The 19,257-nt window shown below is 38.0% G+C and carries 13 protein-coding genes and 2 pseudogenes; 4 read left to right on the top strand and 11 right to left on the bottom strand.

Features of this window, described 5'->3' with window-relative positions:
* Positions 1-74: 74 nt before the first annotated feature.
* From PEDSA_RS08220 to PEDSA_RS08210, 3 genes are all read right to left on the bottom strand, one after another.
* The gene (locus PEDSA_RS08220; protein ID WP_013632692.1) at positions 75-1,517 is read right to left on the bottom strand and encodes a DUF4099 domain-containing protein; all 1,443 of its coding nucleotides are present in this window, start codon (positions 1,515-1,517) and stop codon (positions 75-77) included.
* Between the two features lie 87 nt (positions 1,518-1,604).
* Positions 1,605-1,913 (bottom strand): helix-turn-helix domain-containing protein, encoded by a 309-nt coding sequence (locus tag PEDSA_RS08215; protein ID WP_013632691.1) that lies wholly within the window; start codon positions 1,911-1,913, stop codon positions 1,605-1,607.
* 262 nt (positions 1,914-2,175) lie between these two features.
* Entirely contained in the window at positions 2,176-3,024 is an 849-nt protein-coding gene (locus PEDSA_RS08210; RefSeq protein ID WP_013632690.1) for an RteC domain-containing protein, read from the bottom strand.
* 299 nt (positions 3,025-3,323) lie between these two features.
* Here PEDSA_RS08210 and PEDSA_RS08205 point away from each other — a divergent pair, with 299 nt between their 5' ends.
* The 3 genes and pseudogenes from PEDSA_RS08205 to PEDSA_RS20640 form a co-directional block, all read left to right on the top strand.
* On the top strand, positions 3,324-7,109 hold the full coding sequence (locus PEDSA_RS08205) for a hypothetical protein (protein ID WP_013632689.1): 3,786 nt from the start codon (positions 3,324-3,326) through the stop codon (positions 7,107-7,109).
* 454 nt (positions 7,110-7,563) lie between these two features.
* Positions 7,564-7,713: pseudogene (locus tag PEDSA_RS20645) on the top strand (IS982 family transposase); the annotation flags it as partial.
* A 454-nt stretch (positions 7,714-8,167) separates the two neighbouring features.
* Positions 8,168-8,350, top strand: a pseudogene (locus PEDSA_RS20640) (IS982 family transposase); the annotation flags it as partial.
* A 34-nt stretch (positions 8,351-8,384) separates the two neighbouring features.
* On the opposite strand, the gene PEDSA_RS08200 reads toward PEDSA_RS20640, so the two are convergent.
* Genes PEDSA_RS08200 through PEDSA_RS08180 form a run of 5 tightly spaced genes read right to left on the bottom strand, consistent with a single transcriptional unit; the run spans position 8,385 to position 10,456 of the window.
* Positions 8,385-8,771 (bottom strand): VOC family protein, encoded by a 387-nt coding sequence (locus tag PEDSA_RS08200; RefSeq protein WP_245546863.1) that lies wholly within the window; start codon positions 8,769-8,771, stop codon positions 8,385-8,387.
* Positions 8,772-8,781: 10 nt separating this feature from the next.
* Positions 8,782-9,231 carry an SRPBCC family protein gene (locus tag PEDSA_RS08195; protein WP_013632687.1) on the bottom strand — a complete coding sequence of 150 codons (450 nt, stop codon included), beginning with the start codon at positions 9,229-9,231 and terminating at the stop codon, positions 8,782-8,784.
* A 30-nt stretch (positions 9,232-9,261) separates the two neighbouring features.
* Positions 9,262-9,642: an iron chaperone gene (locus tag PEDSA_RS08190; RefSeq protein WP_013632686.1), complete on the bottom strand. Its 381-nt coding sequence runs from the start codon at positions 9,640-9,642 to the stop codon at positions 9,262-9,264.
* Complete coding sequence (locus PEDSA_RS08185) at positions 9,635-10,009, bottom strand: DoxX family protein (protein WP_013632685.1); 375 nt, start codon at positions 10,007-10,009, stop codon at positions 9,635-9,637. The genes PEDSA_RS08190 and PEDSA_RS08185 overlap by 8 nt, the downstream gene beginning before the upstream one ends.
* Before the next feature lie 21 nt (positions 10,010-10,030).
* The gene (locus PEDSA_RS08180) at positions 10,031-10,456 is read right to left on the bottom strand and encodes an SRPBCC family protein (RefSeq protein WP_013632684.1); all 426 of its coding nucleotides are present in this window, start codon (positions 10,454-10,456) and stop codon (positions 10,031-10,033) included.
* A gap of 140 nt (positions 10,457-10,596) precedes the next feature.
* Here PEDSA_RS08180 and PEDSA_RS08175 point away from each other — a divergent pair, with 140 nt between their 5' ends.
* A complete protein-coding gene (locus PEDSA_RS08175; protein WP_013632683.1) occupies positions 10,597-11,574 on the top strand; it encodes a GlxA family transcriptional regulator in 978 nt (325 codons plus the stop codon).
* Positions 11,575-11,835: 261 nt separating this feature from the next.
* Here PEDSA_RS08175 and PEDSA_RS08170 read toward each other — a convergent pair whose 3' ends face one another.
* From PEDSA_RS08170 to PEDSA_RS08160, 3 genes are read right to left on the bottom strand one after another with little or no spacing between them, the layout of a single operon-like run.
* Positions 11,836-13,890 carry a RagB/SusD family nutrient uptake outer membrane protein gene (locus PEDSA_RS08170; protein ID WP_013632682.1) on the bottom strand — a complete coding sequence of 685 codons (2,055 nt, stop codon included), beginning with the start codon at positions 13,888-13,890 and terminating at the stop codon, positions 11,836-11,838.
* Between the two features lie 12 nt (positions 13,891-13,902).
* Positions 13,903-17,118, bottom strand: a complete 3,216-nt coding sequence (locus PEDSA_RS08165) for a SusC/RagA family TonB-linked outer membrane protein (protein WP_013632681.1) — start codon at positions 17,116-17,118, stop codon at positions 13,903-13,905.
* 16 nt (positions 17,119-17,134) lie between these two features.
* A complete protein-coding gene (locus tag PEDSA_RS08160; protein ID WP_013632680.1) occupies positions 17,135-18,562 on the bottom strand; it encodes a DUF5125 domain-containing protein in 1,428 nt (475 codons plus the stop codon).
* Positions 18,563-19,257 lie beyond the last annotated feature (695 nt).

Here is a 19,257-nt window from a genome sequence, read left to right as displayed (position 1 = left end):
GGACATTTCTCTTTGAGAACCCCATTCGTATTCTGTGAAAGGGGATTTCCAAAGAAAAATGTTTTTTGATGGTATTATCTTCTTACCCCTCTGGATTTAGCCGGACGGTTGGGGTCATTTTGCCGTTGCTGTTGAGTTTTATTTTTCGGCGTTTGTTGTTCCGGTTTCAGAGGCTCGTTGACGTGTTTGGTCGCTTCGTTGGTTTTTCCGTTGGAGTTTACGGCAACCTGTGTTTTGTGCGCTTCGGCAGGCTGTACCTTATTTTTCAGCGCATTGGGGTTTTTAAAGCTGAAATTATAACCCCCTGTTTCTTTGTTCAGCGTAACGTAGCCTTTATACGGGTTTCCTTTTCCGTCCTTGAAATCCGAAACATAAATCGTCTTGCCCTCGGTGAGTTGCTTGTACTGTTCATCCGAAAACACTTTGTTGCGGAATATTTTCGGGTCGTTTTCCTGTGTCTGTTTGGGGGCTTTATCGCCAAAAAGGTACTCTGGATATTTTTTGTCGGCGTTGAACTGTACATGGGCATTTTTGTTCGTACTGTTCTTAAAATCCAACCCCTCTAAATAAATGGCTTTCCCATCTTTTAAATCCCGTTTTTGGTCTTCGGTCAACTTTACGCCCTTAATCTCATCGGGTACTTTTATCCTGTCCTGCCGGAATGCGATAACTTCGTTCGTTAGGTGGTCGATACTGATAATGGACGGTATCTTTTCGCCTGTCTTGCGGTTGGTCAATTCCACCACACGCCCCATGTTTCCGGTTTTGAGCAGGTTTTCCCTGTCCTCTTTGGTAAACTCGTGACCAAAGAAAGGGGGTTTAAGGTTGGGTTCATGGCGTACACCGTACATCATAAGTACAGGTTTTCCGTCTTCACCGTCTTTGAAACCGAGCCTTGCATCCGAGCGCATGACAACCGTACCGAAATTGACACTTGTGGGATATACCTTATTGGTCTTGTAGCCCTTTAACAGCAAATCCAATTGCCCGTCTTTTTCAAGCCTCTCTTTGTTTATCCCAAATTGCGCTAAATAATTCCAGTCCACATCTTCCGCCTTATAGCGGTATTCGTTCTTCTCCTGTGATTGCTGCGCTTCCGGTGTCGCCTGTGGTGCTTCCACATCCTTTTTGGTTTCCTGTTGTTGCTCCTTTGGCTCTTTGACCTCATGCTTTGCCATGACAGCCTCGCCCTCTTTGGTGGGGGCATCGACCTGTTTCTGCATTTCTTTGGCGGTTTCGACCGCTTCCTTTGCAGGTACTTTGAAGAATGAAAAATGGGTCGGGTCTTTAAGCTGTCGCCAAAAGTTGGAGAAGAAATTTGTAAATAAATCTCCGGCTCTCTCAACCCGCATAAATTGGCTTTGGTTCTTCTTGGTGGCATCAACGGTTTTCAGATTGCCGTTTTCGTCAACACCCGTGACCGCTTGGATTTTCTTTTTTTCCTTGTCCATCACCAACAGCACATCCGAAAGCTGTTCGGGATATTGCTGTGGATTTTCAATTGTCTGTTCGCTCATGATATTGATTATTTAAAGATTATATTGCCCGAAAGTAGGCGAAGCAGGTACGGCATAGCCGTACCTGTCTTTTCGTGGTAGGGTTTGTCATCGGTTTTCTTTTGTACGCCGTATAGGTGCTTTGAAACTTTCCCTGATGAACTGGTGTACATCAGATAGTTTGTAGTACAGTTTTCCGCTAATGGTGTAATACGGTAGCTTGCCCGTGGAGCGGTATCGTTGCAGGGAACGGTGGCTGATTTTCAGCATGAGGAGCAGGTCTTGGTTGTCCAGTAGTTCCTCGCCGTCTATGCTGTGCCGTTCTTTCTTGATGTTTAGGACGTACTCTTTCAAAATATCGAAACGCTCCATTATACGTTCCATCCATGCGATAAATTCCATTCTGTCGATGTTCATAACAAATACTTTTAATGATTTCTAACACCACAAAATTGGAGCGATTGGCGCAGGCTGTCTTCCGATACGTGTCTATCAAAAAGGCACTTTTTTCATTTTTTTACAATTCATGTAAAGTGCTGTTTTTAGGAGCTTTTCGCACTTTTGGTCAATCGGTCGGCATCCAAATCAATGGATTTGCCGATAGACACATATAGGCAAACGGGCAAAAAAAAACAGCACCGATTGATGCTGTCCTTTTTGATGGAAAGAGAAGACAAAATTACAAGTTGTCTTCCCTGTCCATATATTCCTCTAAGCTGTATTTGAGTTGGTCTAAAAACAACGTCCGTGAGCCTGCACGGGTTTTCATCCGGTGGAAGCTGTTATGGATGTCGTTCAGCGAGATACGGAACAGGATTTGGAATACCATGCTGATTTTGCGGATGCCTATTTTCCCGTGCGAAATGGCATCGCAGGCGTAGAGTGCATAAACCAATTCGATAAGGGCATTTTTTGTCTGTGTCCAAAAGAAGTCTTTTGTTTCTCCGTGTTGTAGCAGTACATCGGGATTTTGTTCGGGGCTTAGCTTTGTCGTTAGGTAGTTATAGATTAATTCGTTGGCTATGATTTTCGCCACTTTGTAATCAAAGTAGGTCGAAAATTTGGTGTCGATTTCAAATACAAAGCTGTTCAGCCCGTCATAGCAGTTGATTTTGCCAAGAGTAAAGTATTGTTCATCTCGGTCAGTTCTGCCCGAACGGTAATAGCGGTAAAAATCGGAATTGCAGACATGCTCGGTATATTCCAGTTTCAATTCACGCAGGTGCATGGCAAAATAGCTCTCATACATATTTCCATTGCTTGCTGGGCAGGCAGTTTCAATTCTAAACACTTTGTTATAATAGATGAGCTTACCAAGAACGGAGGGTTTTATCTGCTTAAAGAAAAGGATTTCGTCTTCTAATGTTGTGAAGCCCTCGTTTATAATATCTTCTTTGATGTCTGCGAGAACCTCTTTCAGATAGACCGTCATCCTGTATGCCTCGTCCATAAAACTCGAAGCCTCCGCCGACAATTTACGTTCCTGTTTCTGTATGTCGGAGACGATTTTGTGTAATAGATGTCTCATAATACCAATGGTTTAAAATGAAGCCAATATGCCTCTCCAAATTTTACGATTAGTATTGAGGTTTTTTCATGAGACAGGACGAAGTAGGGGAAGATTTTTTGTCAATAACACAATAAATGATATCGCTACAACTCAATGCGTTACTTTGTAAATATTTATCACGCTTAAAATTCGTAAATTGTCACAGAGAATTTTTCAGTCATCATAAATACGTTCTTGTTTGCGTATCAGGGGATTAAGAAAATATATTGCATATACACAATGACATTATTAAAGAAAGAATATCTACTACTATATATATGAAACTTGTAACAAGAAATGATATTGAAAATTGGGCAGACACAGCTTTGTCGAAAAGTGATTTCCCATATTTAATTTCACTATTGGTGCGTGCTACTACACCCAAAAGTACCCAAATCAATTTCCCTTCTGGAAGTACATCTTATATTGGCGGTTGGGACGGAGAGGTATTTTGTCAAGAGGATACGGCTTATGTTCCAAAAGGAATCTCATTATATGAGTTTGGAACAGAGACACAACCCAAAACAAAAGCCGATAAAGATTATAATAAAAGGAAAGCCGACACTTTAGGTTATGATCCTAAAGAGAGTGTATTCGTTTTTATTACTCCTCGATTTTGGAAAGCAAAAGAAAAATGGATAAACACGAAGCGAGCTGAAAACTTTTGGAAAGATGTTAAAGTCTACGATTCATCAAATTTAGAACAATGGCTTGATATTGCCGTTTCGGTCTCAATGTGGTTCGCAGATTACTTAAGAAAGGCTCCAATTGATGGAATAGACACAGCGCAACAGTTTTGGAAGTATTGGTCAAAATTTAAAAGCATCGAATTGTTGCCGCAGATAGTTACATCTGGTCGTGAAAGAGAGCAAGAAAATATTTTTAACTTTCTCGAAGATACCCCTAATATTACCTCGGTCAAAGCGGCATCAAAAAATGAAGCTATTGCGTTTATCATTGCGGCAGCAAAGCTTTTTCCTATTAATGAATCAGAACGTTTTTTTTCAAGAACATTAATTGTTAACTCTGAAGCGGCCTATAAAGTAGTATCAACAAATTTTGTGTCACCTCTTATTCTAATTCCAACTTTCGATAACAAATTACCAATGTTTTCTGCTGTTTCTAACAATCATCATGTTTTAGTTCCGTTGGGTGCTGATGACGAGTTTAACCAAGAAACAATCACTTTGCCAATTATCGACAAATTTGGCCAGGTGAAATGTTTAATCGATAGCGGTATCCCCGAAACTGACGCCGAAAAGTTTTCTCGAGAAGCGGGAAGAAACATCACTATCCTGAAAAAACTTCTTGGCTTTCCTCATAACAAAGCAAAATGGATGGAGAACGAAAACATTCGTGAAATTATCCCTGCATTACTAATTGGAAGATGGAACGAAACCTTTGTCGGTGACATCGAACTGATTGAAAAGTTGTCAGGTCAAAAATATTCTGAATATGTTGTTACGCTAAATAGATGGAAAAATTTTGAAGAATCTCCCATCATTCAAATTGGCGAGACTTGGCGATTAACTTCTCCGTTGGATTTATGGACAAATTTATCATCTTTTCTCACTCCCAAAGATTTTGAAGACCTTCAAGAATGTTTTGGATTAGCATTTAAAAATGGTAATCCAACGATTGAACCCGAAGATGAAAACAGCTTTTCTGCATATTTTTCGAAAAGGAAAAAATACTCTACATGGTCACGAGAAGGGTTGGTTCAGTCCTTAATTTTAATAGGAAGATTAAACGAAGTGAAAATTTCCAATCTAAAAAATCCTCAAAGTTTTGTTGATGCTTTAATATTTGACTTACTTGATAATGCAAGCGGAGAAATGTGGATATCAGTTGACCACGAATTACCGTTAATAGCAGAGGCATCACCCGAAAGTTTCCTGAATGCTGTCAACAAATCTTTAGTCAAAAAACAGCCTGAAATCATGGATATGTTTATGGAGGAAGATGGGTTCATTGATAAGACGAGTCATCATACAGGATTGTTATGGGCACTTGAAAGTTTGGCTTGGTTGCCAGAATATTTATTGGATTCGAGTTTGATTTTACTCACATTATCTCGGCTCGACCCGGGGGGGCGTCTGTCTAACAGACCATCAAACAGTATAGCCGAAATCTTTAAACCATGGCATTATCAAACACTTGCTTCATTTGATGAAAGAATGAAGGTTTTGAGATATATTACAGAAAAAGAAAAAAAGTCGGGCTGGTCTCTCTTGATAAGAATGTTGCCTGACCGTCACGGTATTGCACACCCAACTCACAAGATGCGCTGGCGTATATTTGATAAGAATATAAATTTAAGTTACACCTACGAAGAAATATGGAAAACTCATTCCGAAGTTATTGAAATGCTGATATCAATTTTCGATAACGATGAATTGAAATTTGCGCAACTCATAGAGGAAATTCCAAATCTCTCTTCACAAGATAGAAAGCGTGTATTAGAATGGGCAGAAAGTATTTACGAAAATGTTGAACAGATAGATTTTTTATCTTGGGAATCCATAAGAAAGATATTAAATCAACATAGGTCTCATCCTGATACGGATTGGGCTTTACCTGGATCAGAGTTGGTTAGATTGGAAGCTCTTTATAACAAACTTCAGCCGACGGACATTATTAACAAGTATATTTGGCTCTTTAATGACCACTGGCCTGACTTTCCCGAGGGATTTAAATATGTGGAAAATGATTATAAGGAACGACATATACAACAGCAAAACCGTATTAATACTGAAAGAGAAAAAGCTATAATTATTCTTCGTGAGGAATTAGGTTTAAGTAGAACATTAGATTTGCGTAAAAAGGTTAAAGAGCCGTGGCACTTAGGTAGTGCTTTAGCTGGCATCATTTCCACTCAAGACGAGGTTTTAAAAGTTTGTGAATGCCTATACGATGATAAAAGCACCATAGGCTTTATTCATAATTTTATTTATCAAAAATCTCGCCATGAAGACTTTAATTGGGTGAAATCATTGATTTTGGATTTACAAGAACATGGTTATAGTAATAAAGCGATATCCAATGCTTTAATACCACTAAATCAAAACCAACAATTGTGGGATTTCATTGCATCTTTGAATGAAGAAATTGAGAATGAATATTGGGAAAATGTCAACCCAAATTTTTACGGAGTGTCCGAGAGCGAAATAACGTTTGGGATAAATAAGCTTCTAAAATACAAGCGTTTCTTTTCTGCTATTGATGTTTCTAATCACTTTATAGAAAAACTACCAAGTAATCTTCTTTCCGAAATGCTTTTTAAGTCGGGAACAGAAGAGTCGAATGAAGCACCACGATTTAAAGGATATGAGATTGAACGGATTTTTGAAGAACTTGATAAACGAAAAGATATCGATAAATCCACACTAATTAAATTAGAATGGCTATTTCTACCAATCTTAGATTCGTATGGTACGAGAAGAAATCCTAAAGTTTTGGAAGAAGAACTGACTAACAATCCAGAATTTTTCATCGAAATTTTAAAATGGGTTTATCTACCAAAAGATAGAGCAGTACTGGAGAAAGAAAGGGAGGGTATTTCCGACGATTTTATCCAAAACAGAGCGAAACAAGCCTATCATTTACTTCATTCTTGGAAAAAAATACCGGGTATGAAAGAAGACAAATCCATCGATACAACAACATTGCAAGAATGGGTTCTTAAGGTAAGACAATTGGCAAAAGCAGTTGATAGATTAGAAGCTGCCGATTCCGAAATTGGAAAGATATTGGCTCAATATCCCGAGAATATTCCTGAGTGGCCACAGGAGGTAATATTTCAAACCATTGAGGAGGTAAATACCCGTAGTATTAAAAGTGGTTATTCTACGGCTATGTTCAACAAAAGAGGTTCTACCACAAGAGGCCCTTACGATGGAGGAAATATCGAGCGAGCAAAAGCCCGCTACTTCGAAAAATTAGAGACAGATTTCCAGTACAAATACCCAAATGTCGCTGAAATTTTTAAACACATGAAACAACGATATTTGGAGGACGCAAAGAGAGAAGACGAGGAAGCCCAACGTAACAAGTTAGAGTACTAAAATCAAAATTTTCGAACCTTTGACATCTGTTTAGGTTTAGGTCGGTTGACCTCTAAATCATTCTGATATGGACTGTCTTTCAATTGATTCAACCGTCTTAAATCTTCCAAAAAAGAGTTCGAGTTCTGTACCAGCGGGTTCACTTCTTGGGACAAGTCTAAAAAAGAAAGACTTGTCCCATTTTTTTTGCCCTGTAATTTGCTGGTATTCTGATAAATAAGGGATCAATCCCAAATGTTGTGTTTACGCAAAAATCGGATCAATCGGAATTTCTGGGGGGAAAAAAGATATCTAAATGCTAGTCATGGATCACATTCAAAATATACTAATTAACGTGAGTTAGGGATAATAGAACTGTCTTTTTAAGGAATAAAGAAGAGGTTAAAGAACTGGTTATCAAATAAGTAGGTGTATTTTGTTATATTTAGGTACCAAATTAAAACTATAACTTGATATGCTTACTCCTTTTAAAATTACCGAAATTTTCGTTCAAGTTGATGATTTCTGCAAAGAATTTGAACTTGAGATCATCCAACATAAGCTTAATGCGGGAAATTGTAAAGCCAGAAACCGTAAGGCCTCACTTGCTGATAGTGAGATCATCATATTTTTTAAACAATAGATAATCCTTATATTTTTTACAATTGGCTCCTTTTTTAAAGCAATAAACCTCCCCTTATAGTTCTGGACGTAATATGTACTAATAAGTAGAAGCTACGCCTACATAGAAAAGAAAAAAATTTGCCTTTCACCTAATTCTGAAAGCTTTTATAAATAAAACTTCAAAGCTTCTTTAAAACATCTCTAAAGCATCTCTAAACGAAGGATGAACGAAGGATGGAACTACCCTGATTTTTAATAATTCCCGGAGGATACGCTTATGTACCAATTTAACGATTTATTTCTGTTTTGACAAATATTTCTCAAAATAGAAGACGGATAAAACTCCTACTCAAATACACGTATCGGAAATACCAGAGCGAAAGAGGTTGTAAGGCAAGACAAGAGAAATAACAGGTTTTCTTCAGAAGCCGACTCTCAGATCTGCTTTGGTAAACATTGAATGTGTCAATGATGAACTAAAAAATATCTTCAAGCTCCAGCACGCCCGTCAACGTTCGATCAATAACTCCCTAATGAATACAATGGGCGTACTTTGTGCTTATCATTTCTTCCCTAAAAAAACTTCTCTGAATATCGCTTTTAAAACAAATGATAAGCAATTATTATTAGCTGCTTAACCCGAACTCAGGTTAATTATGTAAGCATAGGAGCTCAAATACCTAATACCCACCTTACATCAAAAGGATCCGTTATTTCAATTAGTTTTTGGTTGTCATCATTCTGAACAAACGGATTCTGTTTATTGAATTTTAGTTTTTCAATAAGCGCTCGTCTATCGTTTACATTTTTACAGCGTAGAAAGATAGACAGGTAATTCCCAAGTATCCTTCCCTCATTATGTACCAAATCGGAACCATAAATAATTATGCTATCAGAAACAAGCGATCCGCTAACGACAGGAACTCCTGTGTAATCTTCCCATTTCTTTTCGAAAACATCAAATTGCAGAGCCCCACCAAAACAAGTTTGATAATGGGTGAGTGCTTTCCTGCAATTGCCAGAAAATGTAATGAAAACTGCGCTGCTAAATTTGTTCATCGCAGATAAATTAAGCATCAGGAATTTCGGGCTCTACGAGCTTTATCAATTTATCCAGAGAATCCTGCCAGCCTAAATAACACATTTCGGTTGGTATAACTGAGGGGATTCCTTCCTGTAATATATTAATTTCGGTGCCACAAGAAACTTGTTTGAGCTGAACAGTTGTTGTCATCTCCCCGGGTAGGCCAGGATCATCAAAAGTATCAGAGTATTTAATTAATTCATTTGGTTTGATATCCAAAAATGTCCCACCAAAAGAATGTCCGTTCCCGGTGCTAAAATTAATAAATGTCATATGATACTTGCCATTTACCTTAAAATCCATTTGCTGAACAGTACATAGAAAACCGTAAGGCGGCAGCCAGGTTGAATATGCTAAAGGATTTGAAAATGCCATAAACACTTTTTCCGGGCTGGCCTTAATTACTCTGTGTAATGAAACTGAATTATTTTCCATCGTGTTGAAATTTAAATTGTAGTCAATTAGTTATTTCTTTTTATTTGCTTGCTTTTCCTCATTCTCTTTTTTTCGGAAAGCAATAATTTCCTTTATCAACGTTTCAGGCAAAGGTTTGTTCATCGGAAACTGGATAACCGCTTTACTGGTTTTATATTCAGCCAGGTTATTTCTGAAATGTTCCCAAAAAGCCTCACTATAAGGATGGGACAGAGAAATGTGCTTCGGAAATGCGCAGTAGTATATCAAATAGCCATGATATTTAAAACAAGGGATTTGATAGCTGATGGCTTCCGTTGCGCCGGGAGCCGTTTCATGGATGATTTTTCGAATGATCTGCATCCGTGCTAATGTTTCACCGCTGAATGCCTGATGATATTCATCGATGGTTTGATAATTTGTCTTAGCCATTCGTATACATTTTATGGTTATAGATATAAGAAACAGTAAGAATGCCAAGTACTACCAATGGCATCAACATAAATCCAATATTTTTATCCACACACGCGTGGCTGATAAATGCAAATATTAAGTTAAAGGTAAGTCCTGCATAAGCCCACTCCTTTAATTTTGCTGGTATTTTTGGGAGCGAGATGGCTATAACTCCCAGTACTTTACATATGATAAGTGTATAAGCGAAATAGTCCGGATATCCCAATGGCTTTGTACCTACATTTGCATACTGCGGTGCAAATAGGAGGGTGCCAACTGGCATTAAACCTTCCCAAAGGATAATAATGACTGTTGCTATCCAAAAAGTGATTTTAATCTTTTTCATGTTTATAATTGTTAATAAGTTTTAAGAATTAGTTGATTCAACATATTTTACAAAATTGTTAAGAATAGCTTGCCATCCTTGTTTCTGAAATTCAGGTGCATTTTCTGTCTCCGCATCAAATGTGGTTTCTATATGGGTTTGACCATTTTTAGCTGTAAAAACAGTAGTCGCCTTTCTTCCATCAGGCATGGTGTATGTGATTAGCTTATGGAGCTCCACCTGATCATACGTACCTTCGAAATCAAATCCGAAGCTTCCATCTTTGGCTTCCATTCTATTTTTGAATTTACCGCCTACTCTCAAGTCATTTTCGCTACTTGGGCTATGCCAGCTTGGATCAGCACTATTCCATTGCATGATGTCACTTGGAGTATTCCATGCTTTCCAAACGTCTGCTACAGGAGCATTTGCTGTTGCTTCTACCGTAATTTTTGTTACTTGTGTCATTGTTAGTTTTTTGTTATTAAATTTATAGTTCAAAATTACACCTGAATATAAGATTTTGGCTGTTGTGAAAATGACAATTTTAGGGGTGAATTATGACAAAGCTATTTTTTTAATGTTGCAATTTAATACCGCATATTGATATGCTAATTTCTGTCTTTGTACCTGAATATGGGGTAATTGAGGCGGTTACGCCGCCATTCAGAACTTTCAACACCGCCAATGAGTTTTTAACAGCATTTGGTAAAAAGCCTGCTTTCAATGTCGAATATGTGGGCCTGCAAGAATATGTACCCGCTAATAATGGCGAATACACTATAAAAACAAACAGGTTGCTTAAAGATGTAACGGCGACCGATTTACTTATTATTCCGCCAACTTTTGGTGATACATCCAAAGGAATTCAAGCCAATGCGGAAGCAATACCTTATTTTAAGAAATTACATAAGGAAGGTTCCAGTCTCGCTAGTTTGTGTATCGGCGCTTTTCTTTTGGCAGAGACAGGCCTGCTTAATGGCAAAAAATGCTCGACACATTGGGCTTATATTAATGAGTTTAAAGAAAGATATCCCGAGGTAGAAGTAGAAGATGGGGCGATAATAACCGAACATGATAATATCTACAGTAGCGGTGGAGCAAGCAGTTTATGGAATTTGATATTATATCTGGTTGAGAAATTTGCAGACAGAGAAACAGCTGTTATGATTTCGAAATATTTTGCATTGGATATTGGAAGAGATAGCCAATCACAATTTGCAATATTTAAAGGTCAGCGAAATCATGGCCATGAGGACATTCAAAAAGTACAGAATTATATTGAAGAACACTATTGTGACAAGATATCAATAGAAACTCTGGCAAAGCTGATTAATACGGGTCGCAGAACTTTTGAACGTAAGTTTAAAGAGGCAACAAACAATACGCCCATGGAGTATATACAAAGGGTGCGCATCGAGGCCGCAAAAAAATCTTTTGAAGCATCCAGAAGAAATGTAACCGAAATCATGTTTGACGTAGGTTATACAGATACAAAAGCATTTCGGGATACTTTTAAAAAAATTACCGGTCTTACGCCAATTGAATACAGAAATAAGTTTGCAAAAGTGGTTTATGAGGTTTGATAGTAAATGTATTTTATAACAAAGAAGTTAATTATCCCCTTGGGTTAGCTAAAATACTTCGATCTTTCCCAAATAAATACGTTTCCCGAGAAAGTCTCGAAGAAATGTAAATAATAATTACTGGAGATCCCGGCAATTGTGACAGGTAGGGATAACTAGAAATCTCATTGTCAAAAACAGCCCATCGAATAATTAGATCGAATAGATTAAAGCAACAAAAGCGACTGTCAATTTTAAAAAAGATGACAGTCGCCTTAGTTATTATTCAGTTAAAACAACAGGCCATAAAGGGTTTTGAACCAATAAATGTCCTCTACTTTTGTTGATTTCATTTTGTGGCACAGGATACCAATAGTATTCCTTAGCCCAACGTCTCCCTTCTAATTTTGTACGTTGAAAGAACGAATCCGGATCACCAATAGGTTTGGTAGTGGTTTCTGTACTGCCGATCTTCAATTTAACATTGTCGAAACCGTTCATATTCATTCCAGTCATACGGGTCATGTCACCGTCTACACCACCTTTATCTGGTTGGTTGGCACCTGCCGGATCACAGATCATCCATCTTCGCATGTCAAACCATCGCTGCCCTTCGCCAAGAAATTCCACATGGCGTTCTTGTACAATTGCTTTAAATTGTTCCTGTTTGTTTCCTATAACGCCGGTTTTGGTTCCGTTTGTTGCTAATTCTGCATATCCGGGAATACCTGCTCTTTCTCGTACTTTGTCTATATATGCAATAATTCTAGGATCATTAGGATCAATTTCATTAAGTACTTCAGCATAATATAAATAAAAATCAGCCAAACGAAGTAGTATTGAAGGGCGTGACCATGAAGTATAAACTGTAAACGGAGTCCCGGGAGCACCGGCAACATTAATAGAAGTTACCCCTTGTGCAATACGACGATGTTTGAATTTGTAAAACAAGTACCCTGCTCTTGGCCAGTTTTCACCTCCGGCAATTCCGGAAGCTTTACCACGTCCATACCATTGATAATAAACTCCGCCCGGATTATTATGTTCATTGGCATGAATGTGCCAGCTTTTTCCATTGTAGCCAATTGCCGCATAAAAGCGCGCTTCGCGATTTGCATACATGTTAAAGATATTTGGATCTGGATTATTGTTTACATGAGTCGGATTGTTTACAGTAGTAAATCCATTTTCTTTATATCCCGAGCCCTGATCGTAGATTGTTAAACCATTATTCATAAAAAATGCATCAACAGATTCCTGAGAAACAGAGATGTTGGCAAAATTTGTTGGACTGGCATATAAATCTACAGGGTTCGAACGGCGTTCCTGATTATTAGGATTACTATAGTCATTGTATGCTGTTGCCCAGATTATCTCATCATTGTATTTCTGGAAAACCTGATATACGGAAGCATGTGGGTTTATGTCAGTTGTATTTGAATAATACTCAGCATATAATTTATGCCCCATGGAATGTGCATAATCTAAGAATTCTTCCAGTCTTTTTTTTGCAGTTTGCCATTTATCAGCATTGTAGTCAGGAAAAAGACGCGTTCCGTCTTTATTTACAATGGACAAGCTTTCCGGAAACCCTCCATTGAATAATTTAGAGGCCGCATATACCCATAATTTAGCACGAAGAGCCCTCACAATTACTAACGTAGGTTTTACCATCTCGCCGGTATTAAAATTACTATCGTTTTTGCTAATAGTTGCAGGGAGCCTTCCGGCGTCAATAACATCTGCCAGTAAGCCGTCGATATAGTTAATCACGTCGTCCATTGGCGCCCGGGCATAATCGATGTCTTTATCCTCGGGGTTAGCTATTTCTGTAACCAAAGGAACAGGCCCATAAAGCTCCAATAAAGTAAAATAAGAATAGGCTATTAAAAATTTAGCTTCATCTTTCATTCTCAATATTTCATACTCTGGTAGTACGTTATTTCCCGACCCCGAGCCAATGGCATGAGCCTTTTCTAAAAATATAAGTGCCTGTCTGATATATTTATATTGCGTAGCCCAACGATGATATCCGGCGTTAGCTGGTGTATAGCCAGTAACCATAGTATTACGAGCAAAATTACATGCCAGTTCCCCGGAAATAGCAGACCAGGGATTACTCATGGCATCTGCACTCGATGCATTTTTTGAGTATTCTATAATGCAATTGTATGTGTTTGCATGCCATCGTTTGGTGTATTCTACATTTTCAAATACACCATTTATGGTTAAGTTATCTGATAGCTCTGAAGAAACATCAAGATAATTTTTACATGATGTCAAAAGCATTACGCCTGTTGTAAGCAAGCAAAAAAGTGTCTTATTTAATTTTTTCATAATGGTAATATTTTAGAACGTCACATCTAAACCAAATGTCCAGGTAGCACTTATTGGGTACCTTGCGCCAGAGCGATCCGTTACTTCAGGGTCCCAAAATTTTATTTTATCCCAGGTATACAGGTTTTCTCCCTGAACATATAAACGTAGACCATTTATCTTTGCTTTTTTTAGTGCTTTTGGATTAAAAGCATATCCCAATTCAATATTTTTCAAACGGATATATGAGGCATCTCTATACCACCATGTGCTGGTTCTTGTATTGTTTGAGTTTCCTGTAGTTCTGATTCTAGGAAATAACACATCCTGATTGTAAGGATCTTCATATCTCCATCGGTTCATGGCTTCTTCTCTTAATGAAGCGTCGGTTATAGAACGTTGAAAAGGGAAGAAGTTTTCGACTTTATTTAACAGGTTTGAAGATATTTTATCCGCGCCCTGGAAAAAAGCTCCTACTGACAGGCGTTTCCATTCTACGGTTAATCCAAAGCCGTAAACTATTCCAGGAACCGTGGTTGAGAAAAAGCCATTAGCATAAGTTTGATCGTAGCTATCTATTTTTCCATCACCATTTAAATCCTTATAACGAATATCTCCTGGAGCTACTGCCAAACCGGGGTCCGGAAGTCCAGTTTTCAGTGCATAAGACTCGCTACCATTTGCATTCTTTGTAATAATAAAATCATCAGGAGTATATAGCCCTTCTGCAATATAAATAAAAGGTTGTCCGATACTTTGTCCGGTATACGCTTGGTATGTATACGATTGAGGTATTTCGTCATATTCCATGATTTTATTTTTGGTGTAGGTATAATTCAATCGACCTGTTAACATGAAATTTCCTAAGGCCTGTTTGCCAACAAAGGAGAGATCAATCCCTCTGTTTTTTGTTCTTCCAAAGTTTTGCATTGGGTTAACACGCAATCCCGCTGCGGTAGGGATTGTATTACGGCGAATAAGAATGTCATGACGCTCATTGTAAAAATAATCTATACTGGCATCAATGCGTCCATTAAAAAATCCAATGTCAAAACCAGTGTTGAATTTGTCTTCAATTTCCCAACCAAGTGTAGGTGTTGCATAATCGCTTTCGACTATGCCGGCACCCGGACTGCCTGATCCCTGTCCGTTATTAGACACACCAGAGCCCCCTGTCCAAGAATAATTGTATCCTGCATCACCCTCATTAACTCTTTCACGATAAGGGAAACGGGACATATCACTAGAAAGAACATCATTTCCAGTTTTACCATAAGAAACTCTCAACTTCAGTTTTTCGAAGGATCTTTTTAACGGATCCCAGAAGTTTTCGTTACTAATCCACCAGGCAGCACCAATAGCAGGGAAGGATCCCCAGCGATTACCTGCCGCGAAATTTTCACTTCCAGTCATACCCATACTGGCTTCTAACAAGTAACGTCTATCAAATCCGTAGGTCACGCGGGCTACAACACTTTGTTTTCTGTATGGTAACATCTCTAAACCCACACTTCTCGATTGATATTGAGTTTCCTTTTGGTTATACAACATAAGTCCAGTAACATCATGTTTACCGAAGGTTCTTTTATAATCGAGTGCCGTTTCTACATAGACCTTTCTTTCGCCTGAACTACCACCCGCAACTGGATTTCCTAATGCCGAGCCTGCTCTAATCTGACTGAAAATAAGATTACCATTATCGTCTCGGTTTTTGGCATAGAATGAATTTGCTTCTTTTGTCCGATTCATTCTGCCCTGGGTTAAAGCATCAAAGCTTAATGCTCCGCGCCAGGAAAGCCCTTTTGTAAAAATATCCAGATTTTGTACCAAATTCACTCTGGATTGTACGGTAACTGTCCAGTTTTTGGTGTATCCCATATTGTTTAGCAGATTATAAGGGTTCGCTCTCTCTGCTGTACCAACCGAACCTGCAGAGTATTGCGGGTGTTCTGCAAAAGAACCATCAGAATAAACCATTGGAAACAAATAGCGGGGTGACATAGATATTATACTCCAAAGGTCATTTGCTGGTGTCATAGGAGCATTTTGTTTAACGAAATAACCTGCTAAATCCACCGACATTTTTGTGGTTTTTGTTAGCTCCATGTCTATGTTGGAACGTAAATTATATCGCTCGTATTTTAGGTTAGCATTGTAGTTTTCTACCGTGTTGCTATGATATAATCCATCTTCGGTATAAAATGCTCCGGAGGTAAAGAACTTAACCTTATCAGCTCCACCTCGGAAATTGACCGTGTATCTGCTCACATTTGTGTTAGGTTTTAACAAATCCAACCAATTTGTATTCGGATACAAATCCGGGTCTTTGCCTAAAAGATAATTCGATAAAGTAACATCGTCATAGGTTGGTAACCATCCGGATATCGGGTTCCCTGCTTCATTCCATGTTGCCTCATTGTATAAATTCAGTGTTCTGTATGAATCCAGTGATTGCGGGGTTCGTATAGGCGTTCTTATCGCATGCTCTGCATTTACGGACATTACTGTCTTTTGCGAAGCTCCACGTTTGGTATTGACTAATATAACACCATTGGCGCCCTCAGCTCCATATACTGCGGTTGCGGCAGCATCTTTTAATACTGAAAATGACTCTATTTCATCAACAGGAATGTTACTCATGTCACTTTTGCTCCTTGGAATACCATCTATAATAATAAGCGGGCTCGTACCACCTGCAAAGGAACTTACGCCACGAATCCAAAAATTAGAATCATCATATCCTGGCTCTCCGGAAGGCTGTCTCGCAATAATACCGGCTAATTTACCGGCAATAGAATTAGATAAGGAACGTCCCGTAACTGCGAGATCTTTAGCTGTGACGGTACTTATGGAAGAGACCAAGCTTTCTTTCTTCTGCTGTCCGTAACCTACAACAACAACTTCCGAGAGATCTGCCGAAGATTCGGTTAGCCTGATATTAATATTGGTTTCGTCTTTTATTGTACGTTCTTCTGTTACAAAACCCAGGTAACTAAAAATAAGTACGTTTCCTGTTTTTGCACTAATTGTGTAGCGACCGTTTACGTCCGTAAATGTTCCGGTTGTAGTATTCTTTATAGCTACAGATACACCGGCTAAAGGGTTACCATCTCCCTCTGTAACTAAACCTTTGATTGTTATATTTTGTGCCGATAATTTTAAGCTTATACAGCAAAGAATAGTGAAAAGGTAATATGGTATAGACCATGAAGAACAGGTCATTTTATTTATATTTTTTAATATTTCCATTGGTTATCGCTCTTTTTTATTCTAAACTGATTGATATTTTCGCAGGAGTAGACTTGGTATCAATAGTGAATACATAAGTTCTGTTGGCACCCAGGGTTCTGTTACTCCCTGTTGCTATCATTTGCCCATTACTGTCACCTATGGCGGCTTTTAATTCAAACCGGGCCGATCCTGCAGAAGATTGAGGTGATCCGGGGCTTCCATATAGTGTTTGTACCAGGTCTAAAGCAAAGGAATTTGATTTTGATCTACTATTTTTATAAAAGCTTATTCCAGCCGTACTACCAGATATATTGCTCAAGAAAAGTGTTTGGTTAGCTACCAATTTAATTTGGTAAATACCATTGCCCATAGGGGCCATGGCGATGTTTTTGTCAGCATTCCATAGGCAAGGATTTTTTTCCATTGATGGTATGCCCAAGCGTCCGGCAGGAGCAGATCCCCCTTGGTCACCCACACCACCATTTATCCATACACCACCCGTGTAGTTTGTTGCATTAAAATCCGCAAGGTTAGTTCCGTTCATTGGTTCAATGCGGAAATATTTTAAATTCTGATCTGCTGTTATCCTATATTTACCATTTATTGCCCGGAATTTATAGACGCCATTTATACCGGGGATTTTATCCAAAAACGTGGGATTTATCCACCAGTCTTCCAGATCCTGAAAACCTGTTATCGCTATTTCCTGATTTTGAGTGAAATTCTCCTCTAGAATTGCTAAGCCAGAGCCAAACGTCGGGAAAAGGTGTTCTCCAAAAGCTGGTTTCAGGAAAGGTTCGGCTTCAAAAGAGCGAGTATCAAACCAAACAGTAATAGCGGAACCAAGAGGTTGATCAGTTTGAAAGCGGATTGAATCAGGAACAGTGGTTGTAGCTGCAATTGTTTTACCTCCAAAATAAAGTACATTACCATTTCCACCAATAGCAGGTGCCTGTATTATTGCATTTATAGATCTGCTGGGAAATGCAGAAGTAACTGCATATTTATAGGGTTCACCAGATACAGGTTCCATTTTATAATCTCCATAAGCGGTTTTTAAAGTTAGATAGGGGAATTTCGGCCTGGATATATTAATAGGAACCGTTTTTACAGAATAATTGAAGTTTTTATTTTTTGTAACAATCTGTAATTCTGCTTTTCCGTCAGGAGCGTCTTTAGTATATGGAACGAATACCTTTCTATCAAATGTTCCTGCTGTATTGGTCGGGATTAGAGTTTCCGATACTTTTTCATCATTAAAGAAGAATAAAATTCGAACACTGCTCATATCGTACTGACTATCTACAGTTATGGATACAGGAATACTATCGGCCATATATGCCGATTCAGCAATACTGTAAGAGGCGGTTTGAGGAGTGTCTATTTTTTGTTTGTCATCACAAGAATAGAGCAGTAACAACCCCCAACAGCTTAAAAATAAATTTTGTAGTTTTTTTCTCATGGTTTAATAAATGATTAAAACTGATTAGGATTAAGGAATAATGGTCGTAGATCGTAACTGGATCACGATCGGGATAAATAAGAAAATTCTAAGTCATAATAAATTAATTAAGTAAAGGCTAATAGGTTAATTTTTGTGTTTGGCCAGGACTAAAAACTAGTGTCACAAATCTATTTTGTTTGTTTGTTTAAAAATGTTAGATGTGAAAAATGTGAATTTTATGAAAGTGCGTTTTGTTGTTAAAATACTGTTTATTAGTATTTTATGTTTTTTTTATGGAAATATTAAGTGGAAAATGGTGAGTGATAGCGATTGATGTTAGTGACAATTGTGAGATATTGTTAGACCTAACATGATATGCGATAATTATACGTAGACTACTTTTGAATTTAGTTTTATTTAAATTAAATGTCTGATATACAGCTGTTAGTGTTTTTTATTTTCTGTAGACTACTACTTTTGTTTTGTAAGAGGGTCTTTAATATTGTTCTTGTCGAATATTTTTAGTATAGTGATATAAAAACCTATGCGACGTTATAACAATGGAATTGTATCATCACAAGAAAGAAATCGCCATGCTGTGTGATGATGCATTTTCGATAATTTATTATATTTAAAAAGTGGGCCAATAAAAACAACTGACTATTATAAGTATTAAATACACCTATTTTTTATTGTTATTTTAAACCTAACTT

The sequence above is a fragment of the Pseudopedobacter saltans DSM 12145 genome, from assembly GCF_000190735.1.
Classification (GTDB): domain Bacteria; phylum Bacteroidota; class Bacteroidia; order Sphingobacteriales; family Sphingobacteriaceae; genus Pseudopedobacter; species Pseudopedobacter saltans.
Note: the sequence above shows the minus strand (reverse complement) of the source record. Positions and strands in the feature narration are given on the sequence as shown.